Origin of the sequence: Bacillus sp. ISL-55 (assembly GCF_018613155.1) — a bacterium.
Taxonomy (GTDB): Bacteria; Bacillota; Bacilli; order Bacillales; family Cytobacillaceae; genus Mesobacillus.
In genome coordinates this window covers 25,242-43,369 of record NZ_JAGGQU010000033.1, presented here as the reverse complement: position 1 = coordinate 43,369, position 18,128 = coordinate 25,242, and the positions used below count along the sequence as shown (strand labels likewise).

Sequence of the window (18,128 nt, the reverse complement as noted above, 5' to 3'; positions counted from 1 at the left end):
CCAAAAAACTCAGAAACTGAAAAAAGAGGTCACCAATAAAGCCGATTGGTGCCCGAAAAACTCAGAAACTGAAAAAAGAGGTCACCAATAAAGCCGATTGGTGCCCGAAAAATCCAGAAACTGAAAAAAGAGGTCACCAATAAGGCCGATTGGTGCCCGAAAAACCCAGAAACTAAGAAAAAAGGTAACCAATAAGCCCGCTCCTAAACTATCTGCTCCTGTCACACCCCCTACTAATTCTGGTATATAGAAAATACTTCCTTTAAAATAAAGGTGATAGATGTGGAAGTGTGGTGGTAATGGTGTTGAAGCTTTTGCTGATTGAGGATGATGCGTCGTTGTTCAATGAGATCCGTGAGCGTCTGACGCAATGGTCTTATGAGGTGTATGGGGTTACGGATTTTGGTGATGTGATGAGTGATTTTAGCAAAATAAAGCCGGATCTGGTGATTATTGATATCCAGCTGCCGAGGTTTGATGGTTTTCATTGGTGCCGGATGATTCGGTCGCATTCGAATGTGCCGATTATTTTCCTTTCCTCACGGGACCACCCAACCGACATGGTGATGTCGATGCAGCTGGGGGCAGATGATTTTATCCAGAAGCCGTTCCATTTTGATGTGCTGATTGCCAAGATTCAGGCAATGCTGCGCCGTGCCTATAATTACAATTCGACGCAGAATCAGCTAAAAACCTGGTGCCGGGCGACGATTGATTATGATAAAAATACGGTTGAAAATGAAAATGGCCGGATTGAATTGACGAAGAATGAGATATTCATATTAAAATTGCTGATTGAGCAGAAAAACAAGATTGTCAGCCGTGATGAGGTGATGAACAGCTTGTGGGATGATAAGCGGTTCATCAGCGACAACACGCTGACGGTGAACGTCAATCGACTGCGGAAAAAGCTGGATGAACTCGGGCTGGGTCATAAAATTGAAACGAAGGTCGGGCAGGGATATATGGCTGTCGAAGAGGACAATGGATGATGTTCATGACATACCTAAAGGAACGGCGGAGCTGGATCCTGTTATTCTTGCTGCTTCAGTTCCTTGCTGTTTTCATCGCGTCCATAGATTCCGCAGTAGCGCTCACGTCGATTCTGTATTACATTTTTCTATCCCTGATCATTTTTGTGATTTTTTTAGTGATGCGTTATCAAAAGGAAATGAAATTTTATCAGGAGCTTGAAGAAGCAGAGGATATTCTGGATTTTTCAAACAGGGAATTCCTCAGTCCTTTTGAAAAAATAACTGCAGATAGCATTGCCCGCCATTTCAAGGGGCTGAAAAAATCAGTTTCCGAGAATGAACGGATACTGGACGAGGAAAAGGATGAATTGCTTTCCTGGATCCATGAGGTGAAAACACCGCTGACGGCTTTGAGTTTGATGATTGACCGGCTTGAGGACCTGACACTGAAAAAAGAAATGACCTATGAATGGCTGCGGATTCACCTTTTACTGGACCAGCAGCTGCATCAAAGACGGATTCCTTTCATGGAAAATGACTTATACATAGAGCAGGCCGATTTGGAGAGTGTGATTTTTGGCGAGGTCAAAACGCTGCAGTCGTGGTGCATCCAAAAAGGGATCGGCTTTGATATCGATCTGCAATCGACAGAGGTGATGACGGATGCCAAATGGCTTGCGTTTATCATCAGGCAGCTGCTGACGAATGCCGTGAAATACAGTGAAGCATCGGATATTCAAATAAAAAGCGCTCAGCAGGATGGGCAAACCACCCTCGAAATTGCCGACACCGGCAGGGGAATCGATTCCAGGGACCTCCCGCGCATTTTTGAAAAGGGATTTACCTCAACAGTCCATCACCAGGACCATGCAGCAACCGGAATGGGACTGTATCTGGCCAGGAAAGCGGCGCACACACTGAAAATCAGGATTGATGTGGAATCGGCACCAGGCAAAGGAAGCACGTTCAAGCTGACCTTCCCTAAAAGCAACGATTTTGTCCGGATAACAGGCATGTGACAAAAATGTCACAGGCCTTTGCTGATTTGTTACCTGAATCGAAGGAAGGAAAACAGGCAGGATTTTATAATGAATCTATCATAGAAAGGATGTGTGAACATGATTTTATTAGAAGCGGCCAAACTTCATAAAACATATGGAAACAAGTTCAATAAACAGGAAGTGCTGAAAGGGCTCGACCTGAAAATTTTCAAAGGGGAGTTCGTGAGCATCATGGGTGCCTCTGGATCAGGCAAAACGACGCTCTTGAATGTCCTCTCTTCGATCGATAAAGTCACCAATGGTTCGATCAAGATTGAAGGAAATGAGATTACCGGGATGAAGGAAAAGCAGCTGGCAGAATTCCGCAAGGAGCACCTGGGCTTTTTATTCCAGGATTACAATCTGCTCGATACGCTGACAGTGAAGGAAAATATCCTTTTGCCGCTTTCCGTCAGCAAGACGCCTAAGAAGGAAGCGGATCAAAAGTTTGAAGCGATTGCTACTGAACTCGGAATCCTGGAGTTGAAGAATAAATATCCAAATGAAATTTCTGGTGGGCAAAAGCAGCGTACGTCCGCTGCACGAGCTTTTATCCATGACCCGAGCATCATTTTCGCGGATGAACCGACTGGCGCGCTGGATTCGAAATCGGCTTCAGACCTGTTGAATAAACTGCGTGACTTGAATCAAAGACGGCAGGCGACGATTCTGATGGTCACTCATGATCCAGTTGCGGCAAGCTACTGCGGCCGGGTTATTTTTATAAAGGATGGTCTTATTTACACCGAATTGAATAAAGGTGACCAGACGAGACAGGAATTTTTCAAGGACATCATGAAGACCCAGAGCGTATTGGGCGGTGTGCATAATGAGCGTTAATCAGCTGATTCTTCGCAATTTGAAAAAGAACCTTAAAAATTACTATCTGTATGTTTTTGCCTTGATGTTCAGTGTCGCCCTGTATTTCGCCTTTGTCACGCTTCAATATGACCCGTCCATGCATGAAACGAAGGGTTCGATTAAAGGCGGGGCGGCCATTAAATCGGCATCTGTTCTGCTCGTCGGCATTGTAGCGATATTTCTCACCTACGCCAATAACATTTTTATCAAAAGAAGAAGCAAGGAGATCGGCTTATTCCAGCTGGTCGGGATGACGAAGGGCAAAATCTTCAGGATCCTGAGTGTGGAAAACTTCCTCCTTTACTATGGCTCCTTACTGGCGGGCGTTTTCCTTGGCTTTTCAGTTTCCAAGCTAATCATCATGATTTTGTTCAAAGTCACCCAGGTTGAAGGGATTGCCAGGCTACATTTTTCCGGAAAAGCCCTCGTGCAGACACTGGTCGTTTTTACGGTCATCTATGTGTTGATGCTGCTGTTAAACTATCTTTTCATCAAACGGCAAAGCATTCTATCATTGTTCAGGGTCGTTTCAAAGGCTGAAGGCCGGGCAAAAAAGATCTCTTTTTGGGAGATGTTGATCGGAATTCTTGGCATTACACTAATCGGGATCGGGTATTATGTATCATCCAAGTTGTTCGAAGGGGACTTCACTACAATGAACGAACTCTTCATCGCGATGGTGTTCATTTTAGCATCGGTCATCATCGGGACGTATCTGTTTTACAAAGGATCTGTCAGCTTCATTGCCAACCTCATCCGGAAAAAGAAAGATGGGTATTTGAATATTAATGAAGTGCTGTCGTTATCCTCCATCATGTTCAGGATGAAGTCGAATGCGTTGGTGTTAACGATCATCACGACGGTATCCGCGCTTGCGATTGGCTTATTGTCGTTAAGCTATATCTCCTATTATTCCGCAGAACAGAGTGCGAAAAATATAGTTCCCGAAAACTTTGCCTTTGTTGATGAAGGGTCTGCTGCTGACTTTATGGAAAAATTGGAGTCAAAGAAGATCGAGTATACGGAGAAAAGGATCGAGGTTCTTCAGGCGGTGATGAATGCAGAAGAAATCATCGGATTGAAGATGGAGGAGTACACCCAGGATCCTAAATCGATGGGCGTTTCGGTCATTAGCGAAAAGTCTGAAGGTCAAAGGGAAGTGAGCAAGGATGAAGCTTATCTGACTGGCTACAGTGATATTATGATGAAATTCATCTCCATGAAAGATTCGGGTCCGATTGAGATCATCGGAAAGGAACGTGGTATTCCTTTGCAGTACATTGGAATGGAAAAGGAATATCCGGTATCCCGTTATTTCGGCGGTTCTCCGGTTGCTGTAGTCGATGAGTCCGTATTCACGAAACTAAAAAGTGATCTGGACCCTTCCATCCAAATAGATCCTTCATTGTATATTGGAATTAATATTGAAAACGAGAATGAGTTAGTGAAGGCGAATGAACTGTTCAATGAAAACAAGTATCATGAAGCGGCTAGGAACGAATCACGCCTGGACAATGAAAATATCCAAAAGAAAAAGATGGGTCTTGTCATGTTCATTGTCGGTTTCCTCGGGCTGACCTTTCTCGTCACGTCTGGGTGCATCCTTTATTTTAAACAAATGGATCAGACAGAAGACGAGAAGCCGAATTATACAATCTTAAGGAAACTCGGTTTCACCCAGGGAGATTTGCTAAAAGGGATCCAGGCAAAACAGGCATTCAATTTCGGCATCCCCTTAGCAATCGGCCTTCTGCACAGCTACTTCGCCGTCAAATCCGGCTGGTTCTTCTTCGGCACCGAACTGTGGTGGCCAATGCTGATTGTCATGGGGCTTTATACAGCATTGTATTCGATTTTTGCGGTCCTTTCAGTCGTTCATTCGAAGAAAGTGATCCGGGAATCTCTTTAAGGAAGCACGGGGCACGCTCCCGTGCTTTTGTTTGTTAATCTGGTGTTTGTCTGGACAAGGGTTGATTCATACCGGAAAGTACAAATTGCATTCTTTATTGAGGATTGAACAACTCTGTGTTAATCTATGACTATAAAAACAAATTCAGTCATACAGTTTGGAGAGGTGGATATGGCGACTGCTTTTACCGAGAGTGAGAAGGAACAGATTAGGAAGAGGCTAATGGAAGCGGCGGCGGATTGTCTTGGCAGGTATGGTGTGAAGAAAACGACGGTTGATCAGCTTGTACAGCTGGCGGGTATTTCCAAGGGGGCTTTTTATCAGTTTTTTGCTTCGAAGGAACTGTTGTTCTTTCATGTTCTTGAGGATTTTCAGGGTTCTCTGATGGAAGAGGGAATGAGTGCCCTCGATGGATCAGGTGCAACGGATTCGGATGCTTTTACTGAATTTATCTTTGATCTGTTTCAGCGGGTGAGGCATTCTTTCATGATGAATCTCATCCAGAATGGGGAGTTAGAAGTGTTGATGAGGAAAATTCCCGAGGAGGAGATTGCCCGCCATCACTCGTTCGATGATCGGCTTGCAGAGAAACTGTTCAGTGATTTTTCCATCAAGGGTGATCCGCATGTTGCGGCGGCTACTTTAAGGGCGATTTTCCTGAGTATGCTCCACGTGAAGGAGGTTGGTGAGGAGCAATTCGACCAGGCTTTGAAGATGTTGATCCGTGGTGTTGCATTGCAGTTAATCGGGGAGGATTCAGAGGATGAACGATGTGATTGTCACGTCTGATTTAACGAAGGTGTATGGAAAAACGATTGCGGTCGACTCAGTTCATTTGCAGGTGAAAAAGGGAGAGGTTTTTGGCTTCATCGGCTTGAATGGAGCTGGCAAAACAACGACGATCCGCATGCTGCTTGGCATGATTGCCCCGACCAGAGGAGAATCTTTTATCATGGGCGAGAAGGTGAAGGCGGGAAATGTCGGGCTCTGGAATCATGTTGGCTATATGGTGGAAACGCCTTATTCCTACCCGGAACTGACGGTGAAGGAGAATCTTGAGATTGTCTGGAAGCTGCGAGGCTTGAAGGATCGAAGCCGGATTTCCTGGATCATGGATCTGCTGGAATTGGGTAAGTATGCTTCGGTAAAAGCAAAGCATCTTTCATTGGGCAATGGACAGCGCCTAGGAATCGCGAAGGCGCTGATTCATCGACCGGACATACTGATTCTTGATGAACCGACGAATGGTCTGGATCCGGCGGGCATTGTCGAAGTGAGGGAGCTGCTTAAGAGCCTGGCGGAGAACGAGGGAGTGACGATTTTGGTTTCGAGTCACAATCTTGATGAGGTATCCAGGATGGCGAGCACTATTGGCATAATCCATAACGGCAGGCTGGTCAGGAAGATGGACACCGCTCATCTTGAAGGCGAATTGAGAAAGACGCTGGCTGTCGACGGAAGGCAGCGGGAAGTGATGAAAGAGGTCCTGTTGAAAAGTGGATACAAACCTAAGGTGACTTCGACTTTGGAGGGGAGTTACCTGGAGTTGATGGAGGATGTGGCGGTCTTGCATCCTGACCGGGTCGCTGAGAGGCTCGTTGAGGCAGGATGTCCACCCACGCTTTTAAAAGTGAACAAAGAGAATCTGGAGGCCTATTTTTTAAGAATGATCGAGAATGGGGAGAAAAACCATGCGTGAATTGGCGATCGCTGTTTCGGTTGAGAGCAAGAAGTTCTTTCGGTCTAAGGTTCCGCTCATTACCATGCTTGCGCTCCTGATGATCCCATTTGTCGGCGGGCTGTTCATGTATATTTTAAAGGATCCCGACAATGCCCGGAATATGGGGATCATTTCTGCAAAAGCACAGCTGGCGGGGGCAGCAGATTGGCCATCGTTTTTTGGACTGATTGCCCAGGCTATTTCGATTGGCGGACTGATGGCTTTCGGCTTTGTGACCAGCTGGATTTTTGGGCGGGAGTTTTCCGACCGGACGATTAAGGATCTGCTGGCTTTGCCGATCTTGCGTGAGTATATCGTGATGGCAAAATTCATTGTGGTATTTATTTGGTGCCTGCTGCTTTCTGTTTTGGTCTTTCTTTTAGCATTGGGTGTTGGCTATCTGGTCGACATCCCCGGCTATTCAGCTGAGATCCTGAAGCAGGGCGCAAACGTCTTCTTTGTCTGCTCGGTTATGACCCTGCTGCTCTCTGCTCCAGTCGGATTCTTCGCGACGATTGGGAAAGGCTATCTCTCCCCTCTAGGGTATATCATCATCACGATGATGATCGCGCAAATCATCGCCACCACCGGCTACGGCCAATATGTGCCATGGTCCATTCCGGCGCTGGCAAGCGGGATCGATGGAAGCGGTGAAATCGCGGTCGAGCCCGTCAGCTATGCGATTGTCCTGGTAACGAGTGTGGCAGGTTTGCTCGCAACAGCATTGTGGTGGCGCTGGGCGGATCAGGGTTAGAAGGGGACATCGGTAAGTCATAATGTATAAAAAAGAACCACAAGCGGCTGAAAACTCCAGCTAGTGGTTCTCTTCTATCTCCCTAGTCATAAGGCTTCTCCTGATAAAAATAATTCGGCTTTATGATCTCATTTTCATATGATTTATGAAAAATATGCGTAGTAGCAGGAGATACTGGCGGAATCAGCCAGGTCCAGTCTCCAGTCAAATTCCTTCCAGCGTTCTTTTCCTTCTCTTCAAAAACCTTGAACTGCATTCCAGCAGTATGGTGGTCGACAATTGCCACTCTGTCTTCATTAAATGAATAGAGCACACTAGCATTAAGTTCAATAAGGGCTCGATCTTTCCATAGGGAAGCATTTTTCTTCATATTCAATCCCATGTGATCAGCGATTCTTGGCAAAAGATTATAGCGGTTTTCATCTGCCAGATTCCGTGCACCTATTTCTGTTCCCATATACCAGCCGTTGAATGGTGCTGCTGAATATTCAATTCCGCCAATTTCAAGCTTCATATCGGATATAAACGGGACGGCATACCATTTTAATCCCAAATCTTCGAACCATTCAAATTCCTCATGACGCAACGGGACCTCAAGCACTATGCTTTCGGGGATGCTATAGCATTTCGGCGGATTGCCGTCGACTTGAATAACCAATGGAAGGAGATCAAAATCTGTTCCCCCTCTTTTCCAGCCAAGTTGTTCACACACTTTTGTAAAATCAATAGAGCTAGAATCACCGAGAATCCCCAATTCCGTTTCATACCCAGCATACCGTACGAGCTGATGGTTCCAGATACGGACAAAATCCTTCTCGTTCTTTTTTTGCTTAAAAATGGTGATTGCCGGTCTGATTTTCCCCTGATTCGTTGCAAATTCTATATGATGGAACAGGGCATGGATTATTTCGTCTTCTTTTTGCAGACCGCGAGCATCAAACACCGTCAAGCTGTCCCAAAAAAGACGGCCGATACAGCGGTTGCTATTCCTCCAAGCCATCTTCGCTCCATGTTCAAGTTCCTCAAATGTATGCTCATAAATCCCGGTTTCAGAAATCTCCCGCTTTATTAAATCGATCCTTGCTTCGATTTCCTGCTCCGATTTTTGCAATTCTCCATAACAGTTCCGTATAAATCTTTCCGCTTCAATGACCAACTGATTAACCAAGTCTGAATCCTCCTGTTACTGTCATCTCATTATCATTTTAGCATGAGGGTCGCATGATCAATAATTAGAGTTAAATCGATCATTCCTCTCCACTTTGGGAGCATGGTGGAGCATTCGAACGCACTCTGTGGGCGTCGCCCCATTGACTTACCTGAATTCGAATAACCATTCACCCCCGAGAGAATACTACAAAATAAACTCTGGAGGCAAATGATGAAAGATAACAAAAAGGCACATCAAGATCCGCGAAATAAAAACGAGGTCCTCAACGAAGAGTTGCTGGAAATCAGCCAAACGGATCATGGACTGGAAGCAGTTGAAAAAGGCATGGATTACATGGAGGGAGATCAAAATAATTCGCCAAACTGTGGCGGGTTGTAGCGGAATCAATTTATATCAGACAAATGAGAGTCCATCTTGTATTAATAGATGGATTTTTCTTTTTAAAAGATGAAACGGTGAACAGCTTGTCATTATTAGATAATATGATTCATAAACTCTATCAAAAGGGGGTGTAGAATTGAACCGAGCACCAAACAGAGTCGATTATTATCTGAAAGACAAGTGTCTCTTAAGTGCCAATGTAAAGCATTGGGAGCAGTATGTTGCAGCATTGAGGGCCAGTAATACGGTCACGATCTACAAGAAAGAATATGTGGTGGATAAAATAAATATGGTTCATGATCCCGCAACCGTAGTCTTAAAAATCAACATTGAACCGCTTAAAATATATAAATAAGTATCCTTAGGGGTGCTTTTTTTATGTAATTGCAAATATATTCGAAGATTGTTCTGCCGATTGTAGGAATAGAATTTGAGTGGGACAGCATCACCGTCCCCATGTCCCCGCCATTCGAGTGTCGTAGCTTTTTTAAAAAGGGTAACGTATAATTAAACTATAGAAAACAATATACGATTCAATAGGAGGCTCAATTTTTCATGGGAAATGAACTAACAATGCCGACAAAAATATCGTTCAAATCTAATAGGGTCATGGTAAATGGAGAAATTGTGCGGGCAGCGATTTTTGCCAGATTCATGGTCGCCGAGGTCCAGAAGGAATTAACCGAAAAATACTATTTGATTTTCTACAAAAATGACCTGATCTATGGTGAACAACTCGAAAAGATTCAAAAAGGTTCATTTCTTGATAAAGTGCTGAATGAAGGGATCGTCTTAGAGCAAAAGCACCCGCTCTTGCCTGTACTCATTCCCGCGACAGCTTTAGCCATACCAGCAAAAAACAAGCTCTTCCATCATCTCCAGCGCAACTATTCCCTCCTTGAAATACCATGTATTGCCGCAGCGCTTGACTCGTTTTTCTCAACTGAACAGCTCTCCAAACTCATCGAAAAAATCTTTTTCCACTACAGAAGAAACGGCAGTTTTTCCAAAGCATATCAATCGGTCCATCTTTTGTCCGACATATCTCCTTCTTTGGAAAAAATCAGTGATCTCCTCCATTCAAGGGAATACAGCTCATATTCCAGTTTTTACACTACTTCAGCTTTACCGGCAATCCAAAAGAAGGACCCCATATTTGCAGAGTTCCGTTGCTTTATGAATCGAAAAAACCCCGAACATTATCAAATACTTTCAAAGATATTAAAAAACGAAGAAAGATACGCAGAAGGCCTGCTGCTTTGGATGGAAGACGAAAGGAACCTGACTTCTGAGTCCGTTAAGAGCCAGACAGAGTTGGCCTTGAAGTACATCCCCCTTGAAAATTGGATTCTGACCTTATCCTATGCAAAAATAAATCCATATAAATGGGTACCGGAATCCCGAACTTTCATTGAAGAATTGATGAGAGAAAAGCAATATGAGAAAGCAGCCGTTTATTTATTCCCATTCATAGAGGATCTGCCTGAGGAGTTTCATCAGATTCTTAATGAAATTTGGAAGCAGATGGATGCAGAATTTGTGGCATCTCACATGGATGAGTTTTTGCTGCTCCATCAGCAAGTTGCTCAGGAAAATGACCCGAAGCAATCTGAGCAAAGAATTCTGCAGCTGACAGCAAAGCTAATGGAGAGGTATGAGCTGCCAGTTGTTTGTAAAAAACTGAGACCGATTCAGAAAAACTTTCCGCATTCTATCACCCTCCGAAAACTCAATGAAATGGCCACTCTTATGGAGAATCCTGACAGAATGATGGAATTGGGGCAATTTTACGCAGATTTCCATCAATATGATCAAGCAATCGAATGCTTCTTCTGGGAAATGGAACTCAACCCGGCGGACCCAGCTCCGGTCAGGCAGCTGTGCAAAATGTACCAGCACAAGGGCATGGTCAACGAGGCGTCAGCTTATCAGCAAATTTATACACAATTAAGGAGCGACCAGGAGACAGGCTAATGACGGGATCTGGAGATGATTTCGACTTCTGATCAAGCAAATGAATTAATAAAAATTTTAAAAATAGTTTGACAAATTATTTGCCAGCTGATAGTTTTATAATTAATAATTTTTTGATAACAAAGTCGATGACGAGAAGAGTAAGATGAGTGCCCTGTTCTACAGAGAGTCGGTAAATGGTGCAAGCCGATGTTCAGAACTGATCCGAAAATCATCTCCGAGATGCGATGCTGAATCTTTTAGTAAGTATTGCCGGGTAGTCCGCCGTTAAAAGGAATGCGTATGATTGTACGTTGATGGAGTGCCGTAAAGTGGATTTTTCTTTCCATGACGGAACTAGGGTGGTATCGCGAGTTAAACTCGTCCCTATTTTAGGGGCGATTTTTTTATTTTTTTAACCGGAAACGAGAAATGGATGACGAAGACTTTTTGAATGGTCAGTTCGTCATAGAGATGAAAACTAGGGGGAATTCGTATGCGCAGTGACATGATTAAAAAGGGAGTCGATCGCGCTCCACATAGAAGCTTGCTTTATGCAACCGGCGTAAAATTAGAGGATCTTGAAAAGCCGTTTATTGGCGTTTGCAATTCGTATATCGATATTATTCCGGGACATGTTCATTTGAGGCAGTTCGCTGATGTTGTCAAGGACGCGATCAGAGAGGCCGGCGGAATTCCGTTTGAGTTCAATACCATCGGGGTCGATGATGGGATTGCGATGGGACATATCGGCATGAGATATTCTTTGCCAAGCAGGGAGCTGATCGCAGATTCGGCTGAAACCGTGATTAATGCCCACTGGTTCGATGGAGTTTTCTACATCCCGAACTGTGACAAGATCACACCCGGGATGCTGATGGCGGCAGTAAGGACGAATGTTCCTTCTGTATTTGTTTCTGGCGGTCCAATGGAGGCGGGTGTGTCCAGCAAAGGGGATCCTTTATCCCTCGTGTCAGTATTTGAAGGCGTCGGTGCCTATCAATCTGGAAGAATGTCTGAAGAGGAATTGCTGGATATCGAAAAGAACGCCTGTCCTACCTGTGGCTCTTGCTCGGGCATGTTCACTGCCAACTCGATGAATTCACTTATGGAAATGCTCGGAGTCGCGCTACCTGGTAACGGAACGCTGGTTGCGACCTCTGAAGAACGCCATAAATTAATCTATGAGGCAGCTCGTCATTTGGTCGATTTAGTAAAAAAGGATATTAAGCCGAGAGACATTATCACCAAGGAAACGATTGATGATGCCTTTGCGCTTGATATGGCGATGGGCGGATCGACAAATACGGTGCTCCACACGCTGGCAATCGCGAACGAAGCGGAAATTGACTATGATTTGAGCCGGATTAATGAAGTGGCTAAACGGATTCCTTATTTGTCTAAAATCAGCCCGGCTTCCCATTATTCGATGCAGGATGTCCATAATGCCGGCGGTGTCAGCGCGATTATCAAACAGCTTTGTGAAATGGAAGGAGCTGTACACCCGGACCGGATCACCATCACCGGTAAGTCCCTTTACGAGAATGTAAAGGATGCGGAAGTGTTAAATGGTGACGTCATCCGCAACAAGGAAACGGCGTATAGCCCTGTCGGCGGATTATCGATTCTGTTTGGAAATATCGCACCAGATGGAGGGGTCATCAAGGTAGGAGCGGTGGACCCGTCCATCAAGACTTTTAAAGGTGAAGCGATTGTCTACGAATCTCAGGATGAGGCTTTGGCTGGAATCGAAAGTGGCGATGTACGTGAAGGGCATGTGGTTGTCATTCGCTATGAAGGACCAAAAGGCGGTCCGGGAATGCCGGAAATGTTGGCGCCAACAGCCGCCATTGCCGGAAGAGGACTGGAAAAGAAGGTCGCCCTGATTACGGATGGCAGATTCTCAGGTGCCTCAAGGGGCATTTCCATCGGCCATATTTCCCCGGAAGCGGCCGAAGGAGGACCAATCGCGTTTGTGGGGAATGGAGACCCTATTTTCATTGATTTAGAGGAAAGAACCATTTCACTGGAGGTTCCTGAAGCAGAGTTGAATGATCGGAAAGCTCAATGGACACAGCCAGAGCCGAAAATCAAGAAAGGCTATCTGGCTCGATATTCAAAGCTGGTCACCTCAGCAAGCACAGGTGGCATACTGAAAATTTAATAGATCACTCGATGACGAGGTTCCTGGAAATTTAGTAGATAACTCGATGACGAGGTAGAGGAATGGGATTCCGTATTCACAGAGAGCTGGTCACGCGCGCTGGAAGCCAGCGTAAAGAGGCAAAAGCTATCAAGATTCCTCAATTATTTTGACAGCTTTTAAGGTTAAGAGCCCAAAGCTGTCAAGAAACAATCGTTATTTTGACAGGTTTGAGGGAGAAGAGGGTAAAGCTGTCAAGATTCCCACGTTATTTTGACAGGTTTGATGGAGAAGAGGTCAAAGCTGTCAAGAAACCATCGTTATTTTGACAGCTTTTAAGGTTAAGAGCCCAAAGCTGTCAAGAAACCATCGTTATTTTGACAGGTTTGAGGGAGAAGAGGGCAAAGCTGTCAAGATTCCATCGTTATTGTGACAGGTTTGAAGGAGAAGAGCCTAAAGCTGTCAAGATTCCTACGTTATTTTGACAGCTTTTAAGGTTAAGAGGCCAAAGTTGTCAAGAAACCACCGTTATTTTGACAGGTTTGAAGGAGAAGAGGTCAAAGCTGTCAAGAAACCATCGTTATTTTGACAGGTTTCAAGGTTAAGAGGCCAAAGCTGTCAAGAAAGCATCGTTATTTTGACAGGTTTGAAGGAGAAGAGGCCAAAGCTGTCAAGATTCCTACGTTATTTTGACAGGTTTTAGGGTGAAGAGGTCAAAGCTGTCAAGAAACCCTCGTTATTTTGACAGCTTTTAAGGTTAAGAGGTCAAAGCTGTCAAGAAACCACCGTTATTTTGACAGCTTTTAAGGTTAAGAGGTCAAAGCTGTCAAGAAACCATCGTTATTTTGACAGGTTTTAAGGTTAAGAGGCCAAAGCTGTCAAGAAACCCACGTTATTGTGACAGCTTTTAAGGTTAAGGGGCCAAAGCTGTCAAGAATAACAAAAGTGATTGAATGGCTTTAATTTTTTTAAAAAAGTCTTGCCATAGAGCAAGGCTTTTTTCTTCCTCTGGAGAATAAATAAAATGAGGGATGTTATAATGTAAGTAATTGAAAAAAGTAAAGATGGCGGTGATATGATGGTATCCCAACAAGAAATCCTTGATGTATTCTCTGAAAATTTAAGTTCATGGAGTGAAAAATACGGTGTTAAGCGTATTGGCCTGTTTGGATCGTATAGCCGTGAAGAGCAAAAAGCTGACAGTGATATTGATGTGATTGTTGAATTTAGTGATTCTCATTTATCCTTTGATAACTATATGGACCTAAAGTTTTATCTTGAAGATACCTTCCAAAAACCTGTGGATTTAGTTATTATCAACGATATCAAGCCTGCACTGAAGCCTAGCATCCTAAGGAGTGCTAAGTATGCATAGAGAGCCAAAAGTCTTCCTGGAAGATATAAAAGTCGCTGCTAATAAGGTGTTAAAGTATACAGAAGGATTAACTTATGACGACTTAATAGATAACGAATTAGTCTCCGATGCGGTGAAAATAATATTTTAGTGATCGGAGAAGCAACAAAGAATATCCCAGATGAAATTAGAAATGCCAATCCGCATATTGAGTAGAGATAGATGGCTGGAATGAGAGATATGATGATACATGGGTACTTCTCAATCAATTATCGTATTGTATGGGATGTTGTCCAAAATAAGATACCTGAATTAAAAAAACAAGTGGAACGATTATTAAAAGAAATCGAATAGGTATTGGTCCATGGGAAGATTTAAGTGTCCCTTAAAACGTAATAATGTGTTGTTTTGTGGGTTAACAAAACCTTCCCTTTGTCTCTCGTGACCGGCAACTGTTGTGCTAAAACCACTATTAATCAATTAGAATGTACGAATCCAGTATCCTGCGGGATGCTTTTTTTATTAGGGGGAAAAGATTTGCTCCTTTCCCGGAAGGTTTGTTCTTGTTTTAATATTTTAATGGGGCAAAATCACATCTTTCTGCCAATTTGTGATTTTTGTTATTGAATTCTTCTAAAATGTGTGAAAAAATAGTGAGGTCATCTGATGACCAGATATCTGTCAAAGTGTGTATGAAAACTATGAAACTATCAAGCTTATGAGCAACTAGGGGGAAGGAATCAAATGTTATTGTTGATTGCGTTAAGTGCGATTATCGCTCCGTTTTTATTCCTTGTGATCATGCGGATGCCGGCGGCCAAGGGGATGGCCTTGAGTTCTTTGATCGTCATTTTGTTAGCGCTTACTACTTGGGGGATGGAAGGACAAGTGGTGTTGGCGTCGATTTTTCAAGGGGTACATAAAACGCTGACTATTCTTTGGATTTTATTTGGTGCTTTGGTGTTGTTGAACACGCTCCGGAATACGGGAGCGGTTGTGCGGATTAACCAGGGATTTCAAAGTATTTCTGGTGACATGCGTGTGCAGGTCATTATCGTTGCCTTTTTATTTGGGTCACTGATTGAAGGAGCGGCAGGCTTTGGAACGCCGGCGATGGTTACCGGGCCGTTAATGCTGGCTCTAGGATTCCAACCGATCGCGGCTGCGACGATTGCGTTGATTGCTGACAGTACGGCGGTCATGTTTGGAGCGGTGGGAACACCGGTGGCAGTGGGATTGAGTAATATTCCAGGTGCTGACACTCCGTTTTTTCATGATATTGCCGTTACCGTGACGAGTCTTGATCTATTAGCGGGTTCGTTCATTCCATTCATTTTAATGGTCGTGTTAACGGTCTTCTTTGGAAGCGGTATCAAAGATGCGTTGCCGATGCTTCCATGGACACTGATGATTGGATTTATTTACACAGGCAGTGCGTTTCTGGTAGCTAGCCTTTTCGGGCATGAATTTGTTTCGATTCTTGCAGCGCTCATCACTCTGGCGGTAGCGACGGTTACTGCAAAAAAAGGATTCTTGCTTCCGAAGACTGAATGGAAAGCTGCGATGCGAAAAGACTTTGTTGTTTCGACGGAAAAGTCAAAGATGAGCATTGTCACAGCTTGGTCGCCATATGTTGTCGTTGTCCTTTTATTGCTGCTCACACGAATTGTTCCGGCGCTGAAAGAGTTTACGAGGACAGCGATTGATTTTACCTGGAAGAATATTTTAGGAGTAGAGGGCGTGACATCAGCCTGGGAATTCTTGTATTCTCCAGGAACCATCCTTACTGCTGCAGCAGTTTTAGCGTTCTTATTCCAGCGAAAATCGTACCAGACCTTTACCAATGCGTCGAAAGAATCGTTATCGACGATGAAAATGACATCAGTTGCCTTGATTGCGACGCTTTCAATGGTTCAAGTGTTTGTTAACTCGGGGATGAATCTCAATGAACTAGTCAGTATGCCGCAGTATATTGCGGAATCCTTTGCTGGCTCGCTGGGATCTGTCTGGATCTTCGTTGCTCCATTCCTTGGTGAGTTAGGAGCGTTCATAACTGGAAGTGCAACGGTTTCAACGCTAACGTTCTCGCCAATCCAATTCAATGTCGCGGATGCCGTTGGCCTTGAGTCGAATATCGTGTTGGCCGTCCAGCTCATTGGGGCAGCTGCAGGAAACATGATTTGTGTGCATAATGTCGTTGCGGCGAGTGCGGTTGTTGGAGTGTCCGGTAAAGAGGGAGAAATCATTCGCAAAACATTGGCGCCTGCGATTCTGTATGGAATTCTTGCGGGAGTGTCTGGTTTTATCTTCTTAAATTTTCTTTAAGCTGCCAAAAGGTCCCACTATCTTTCGGAGAGCTAAATTCTCTGTATAATAAAAAGGAATAGATGGGAGATGAAGGATATGCCATATAAACGAGTGCAAGCAAGAAAGGTTTATGAACAAGTTGCTGACTCGATCATTGAGTTGATTAAAACTGGTGAGTTAAAACCAGGTGATAAATTAGATTCAGTCGAAAAGCTGGCGAAAAGCTTCGACGTTGGGAGTTCCACGATCAGGGAAGCGTTAAGTGGTTTGCGGACAATGGGGCTGGTGAAAATGCGCCAGGGCGAAGGGACGTTTGTGAACTCCTTTGATCCTTCAAAATTCCAGTTGCCTGTTACCAGCGCTTTCTTAATGAAGCTTGAAGACGTAAAGGAACTATACGAAGTCCGTAAGATCTTAGAAATCGGCACCGCAGCACAGGCAGCTGCTGTGCACGAAGAAGAAGATTTGCTTGATATGGAAAAAGCATTGATCGTAATGGAACATGCCAATGGAAATGAAGACCTCGCTTCGCAAGCAGACCTTGATTTCCACGTGGCGATCGCGAATGCGACACATAACAAATTGTTGATTAATCTGATGAGCAGCGTTTCAGCGCTGAATTCACAAACGATACAGGAAACCCGAAAGGTGCTCTTGTATTCGGAAAATATCGTTGATGACTTGCAGTCCGAGCATCGGCGAATCTTTGAAGCAATTAAAAACCGACAGCCAAACGAAGCGCGGCAAGCCATGCTTGAGCATTTACAAAATGTCCAGGACCGACTTTTTAAATACATTGAGTAAAGCGCGCGTTTGCTGATTTTTACATGAGGTGAACAAACATGAAAGTTTCATTATTCAGTACGTGTCTAAGTGATATTCTCTTTGCGGATGTGGCGAGAAATACGCTTGAGATTCTGGAGAGAGTTGGCTGTGAAGTGGATTATCCGATGGAGCAGACATGCTGCGGACAGCCTGCTTATAACAGTGGGTATCTGGAAGAGGCGAAAGCATCGATGAAGCAAATGATGAAGGCTTTTCGTCATTCGGAATATATCGTTGGACCTTCAGGATCTTGCGTGAGCATGCTGAAGGAATATCCGCATATCTTTGCCGGAGACCCTCAGTGGGAAGAAGAAGCGAAAGCTTTTGCGGCTAAATGTTACGAAATTACCGAGTTCCTTGTCGATGTGTTAGACATTAACGATTTGGGCTCGACTTTTAAAGGAAGAGTGACCTTCCATTCTTCCTGCCATATGAAACGCCTTCTTGGTGTAAAAGAACAACCGAAAATCCTGTTGCGCAATGTTAAAGGTGTTGAGCTGGTTGACCTGCCATGGGAAGAGGATTGCTGTGGCTTCGGCGGAACGTTTGCAGTCAAAAACCCGGTGATTTCTCAGGAGATGGTGAGTGAAAAGTCTCGACACGTGGCAGAAACACAAGCTGAATACTTGGTGGGTGCGGATATGGGATGCTTGATGAATATCGGGGGCCGCATGGAGCGCGAAGGCAAAAAGGTAAAGATCATTCATATCACGGAGATTTTAAATACTCACTAAGA

17 protein-coding genes and 1 other annotated feature are annotated in these 18,128 nt (G+C 44.3%); of the genes, 16 read left to right on the top strand and 1 reads right to left on the bottom strand.

All coding sequences use genetic code 11. The features are described 5' to 3' along the window. The first annotated feature begins 302 nt into the window (after window positions 1–302). The 7 genes from J7E32_RS16080 to J7E32_RS16050 all read left to right on the top strand — a co-directional run bounded on the left by J7E32_RS16080 (window position 303) and on the right by J7E32_RS16050 (window position 7,258). Window positions 303–992, top strand: a complete 690-nt coding sequence (locus J7E32_RS16080; RefSeq protein WP_214909228.1) for a response regulator transcription factor — start codon at window positions 303–305, stop codon at window positions 990–992. After that, a complete protein-coding gene (locus tag J7E32_RS16075; RefSeq protein ID WP_214909226.1) occupies window positions 992–1,993 on the top strand; it encodes a sensor histidine kinase in 1,002 nt (333 codons plus the stop codon). The genes J7E32_RS16080 and J7E32_RS16075 overlap by 1 nt, the downstream gene beginning before the upstream one ends. Before the next feature lie 99 nt (window positions 1,994–2,092). Next, window positions 2,093–2,854: an ABC transporter ATP-binding protein gene (locus J7E32_RS16070; protein ID WP_214909217.1), complete on the top strand. Its 762-nt coding sequence runs from the start codon at window positions 2,093–2,095 to the stop codon at window positions 2,852–2,854. Beyond that, window positions 2,844–4,784 carry an FtsX-like permease family protein gene (locus J7E32_RS16065; RefSeq protein WP_214909216.1) on the top strand — a complete coding sequence of 647 codons (1,941 nt, stop codon included), beginning with the start codon at window positions 2,844–2,846 and terminating at the stop codon, window positions 4,782–4,784. The genes J7E32_RS16070 and J7E32_RS16065 overlap by 11 nt, the downstream gene beginning before the upstream one ends. A 126-nt stretch (window positions 4,785–4,910) precedes the next feature. Continuing rightward, on the top strand, window positions 4,911–5,573 hold the full coding sequence (locus J7E32_RS16060; protein WP_214909214.1) for a TetR/AcrR family transcriptional regulator: 663 nt from the start codon (window positions 4,911–4,913) through the stop codon (window positions 5,571–5,573). Next, window positions 5,548–6,483 carry an ABC transporter ATP-binding protein gene (locus J7E32_RS16055; RefSeq protein ID WP_214909212.1) on the top strand — a complete coding sequence of 312 codons (936 nt, stop codon included), beginning with the start codon at window positions 5,548–5,550 and terminating at the stop codon, window positions 6,481–6,483. Before J7E32_RS16060 ends, J7E32_RS16055 begins: the two co-directional genes overlap by 26 nt. After that, a complete protein-coding gene (locus tag J7E32_RS16050) occupies window positions 6,461–7,258 on the top strand; it encodes an ABC transporter permease (protein ID WP_214909210.1) in 798 nt (265 codons plus the stop codon). The genes J7E32_RS16055 and J7E32_RS16050 overlap by 23 nt, the downstream gene beginning before the upstream one ends. A gap of 82 nt (window positions 7,259–7,340) precedes the next feature. Here J7E32_RS16050 and J7E32_RS16045 read toward each other — a convergent pair whose 3' ends face one another. After that, a complete protein-coding gene (locus tag J7E32_RS16045; protein WP_214909208.1) occupies window positions 7,341–8,426 on the bottom strand; it encodes a nitric oxide synthase oxygenase in 1,086 nt (361 codons plus the stop codon). A gap of 210 nt (window positions 8,427–8,636) precedes the next feature. On the opposite strand from J7E32_RS16045, the gene J7E32_RS16040 reads away from it, so the two are divergent. The 9 genes from J7E32_RS16040 to J7E32_RS16000 all read left to right on the top strand — a co-directional run bounded on the left by J7E32_RS16040 (window position 8,637) and on the right by J7E32_RS16000 (window position 18,126). Then, window positions 8,637–8,807: a hypothetical protein gene (locus tag J7E32_RS16040; protein ID WP_214909206.1), complete on the top strand. Its 171-nt coding sequence runs from the start codon at window positions 8,637–8,639 to the stop codon at window positions 8,805–8,807. A 139-nt stretch (window positions 8,808–8,946) separates the two neighbouring features. Further along, on the top strand, window positions 8,947–9,165 hold the full coding sequence (locus tag J7E32_RS16035; protein WP_214909204.1) for a hypothetical protein: 219 nt from the start codon (window positions 8,947–8,949) through the stop codon (window positions 9,163–9,165). A 200-nt stretch (window positions 9,166–9,365) separates the two neighbouring features. Then, window positions 9,366–10,784 (top strand): hypothetical protein, encoded by a 1,419-nt coding sequence (locus J7E32_RS16030; protein ID WP_214909202.1) that lies wholly within the window; start codon window positions 9,366–9,368, stop codon window positions 10,782–10,784. A 119-nt stretch (window positions 10,785–10,903) separates the two neighbouring features. Then, window positions 10,904–11,155, top strand: a binding site (T-box leader). Between the two features lie 104 nt (window positions 11,156–11,259). After that, the gene (gene ilvD / locus J7E32_RS16025) at window positions 11,260–12,927 is read left to right on the top strand and encodes a dihydroxy-acid dehydratase (RefSeq protein ID WP_214909200.1); all 1,668 of its coding nucleotides are present in this window, start codon (window positions 11,260–11,262) and stop codon (window positions 12,925–12,927) included. Between the two features lie 1,057 nt (window positions 12,928–13,984). Continuing rightward, complete coding sequence (locus J7E32_RS16020) at window positions 13,985–14,281, top strand: nucleotidyltransferase family protein (RefSeq protein WP_214909224.1); 297 nt, start codon at window positions 13,985–13,987, stop codon at window positions 14,279–14,281. A 201-nt stretch (window positions 14,282–14,482) separates the two neighbouring features. Beyond that, on the top strand, window positions 14,483–14,614 hold the full coding sequence (locus J7E32_RS23220) for a HepT-like ribonuclease domain-containing protein (protein ID WP_353654061.1): 132 nt from the start codon (window positions 14,483–14,485) through the stop codon (window positions 14,612–14,614). A gap of 390 nt (window positions 14,615–15,004) precedes the next feature. Further along, the gene (locus J7E32_RS16010; RefSeq protein ID WP_214909198.1) at window positions 15,005–16,585 is read left to right on the top strand and encodes an L-lactate permease; all 1,581 of its coding nucleotides are present in this window, start codon (window positions 15,005–15,007) and stop codon (window positions 16,583–16,585) included. A gap of 78 nt (window positions 16,586–16,663) precedes the next feature. Next, window positions 16,664–17,371, top strand: coding sequence for a FadR/GntR family transcriptional regulator (locus J7E32_RS16005; protein WP_214909196.1), 708 nt, complete (start codon window positions 16,664–16,666; stop codon window positions 17,369–17,371). 38 nt (window positions 17,372–17,409) lie between these two features. Further along, on the top strand, window positions 17,410–18,126 hold the full coding sequence (locus J7E32_RS16000; protein ID WP_214909194.1) for a (Fe-S)-binding protein: 717 nt from the start codon (window positions 17,410–17,412) through the stop codon (window positions 18,124–18,126). Window positions 18,127–18,128 lie beyond the last annotated feature (2 nt).

What these genes read in the sequence shown, in the direction of transcription:
- ilvD (WP_214909200.1), top strand. Translation starts at nt 11,260, where the DNA reads ATGCGCAGTGACATGATTAAAAAGGGAGTCGATCGCGCTCCACATAGA.
- J7E32_RS16055 (WP_214909212.1), top strand. Translation starts at nt 5,548, where the DNA reads ATGAACGATGTGATTGTCACGTCTGATTTAACGAAGGTGTATGGAAAA.
- J7E32_RS16005 (WP_214909196.1), top strand. Translation starts at nt 16,664, where the DNA reads ATGCCATATAAACGAGTGCAAGCAAGAAAGGTTTATGAACAAGTTGCT.
- J7E32_RS16060 (WP_214909214.1), top strand. Translation starts at nt 4,911, where the DNA reads ATGACTATAAAAACAAATTCAGTCATACAGTTTGGAGAGGTGGATATG.
- J7E32_RS16000 (WP_214909194.1), top strand. Translation starts at nt 17,410, where the DNA reads ATGAAAGTTTCATTATTCAGTACGTGTCTAAGTGATATTCTCTTTGCG.
- J7E32_RS16070 (WP_214909217.1), top strand. Translation starts at nt 2,093, where the DNA reads ATGATTTTATTAGAAGCGGCCAAACTTCATAAAACATATGGAAACAAG.
- J7E32_RS16065 (WP_214909216.1), top strand. Translation starts at nt 2,844, where the DNA reads ATGAGCGTTAATCAGCTGATTCTTCGCAATTTGAAAAAGAACCTTAAA.
- J7E32_RS23220 (WP_353654061.1), top strand. Translation starts at nt 14,483, where the DNA reads ATGGCTGGAATGAGAGATATGATGATACATGGGTACTTCTCAATCAAT.
- J7E32_RS16040 (WP_214909206.1), top strand. Translation starts at nt 8,637, where the DNA reads ATGATGAAAGATAACAAAAAGGCACATCAAGATCCGCGAAATAAAAAC.
- J7E32_RS16075 (WP_214909226.1), top strand. Translation starts at nt 992, where the DNA reads ATGTTCATGACATACCTAAAGGAACGGCGGAGCTGGATCCTGTTATTC.
- J7E32_RS16050 (WP_214909210.1), top strand. Translation starts at nt 6,461, where the DNA reads ATGGGGAGAAAAACCATGCGTGAATTGGCGATCGCTGTTTCGGTTGAG.
- J7E32_RS16030 (WP_214909202.1), top strand. Translation starts at nt 9,366, where the DNA reads ATGGGAAATGAACTAACAATGCCGACAAAAATATCGTTCAAATCTAAT.
- J7E32_RS16010 (WP_214909198.1), top strand. Translation starts at nt 15,005, where the DNA reads ATGTTATTGTTGATTGCGTTAAGTGCGATTATCGCTCCGTTTTTATTC.
- J7E32_RS16020 (WP_214909224.1), top strand. Translation starts at nt 13,985, where the DNA reads ATGGTATCCCAACAAGAAATCCTTGATGTATTCTCTGAAAATTTAAGT.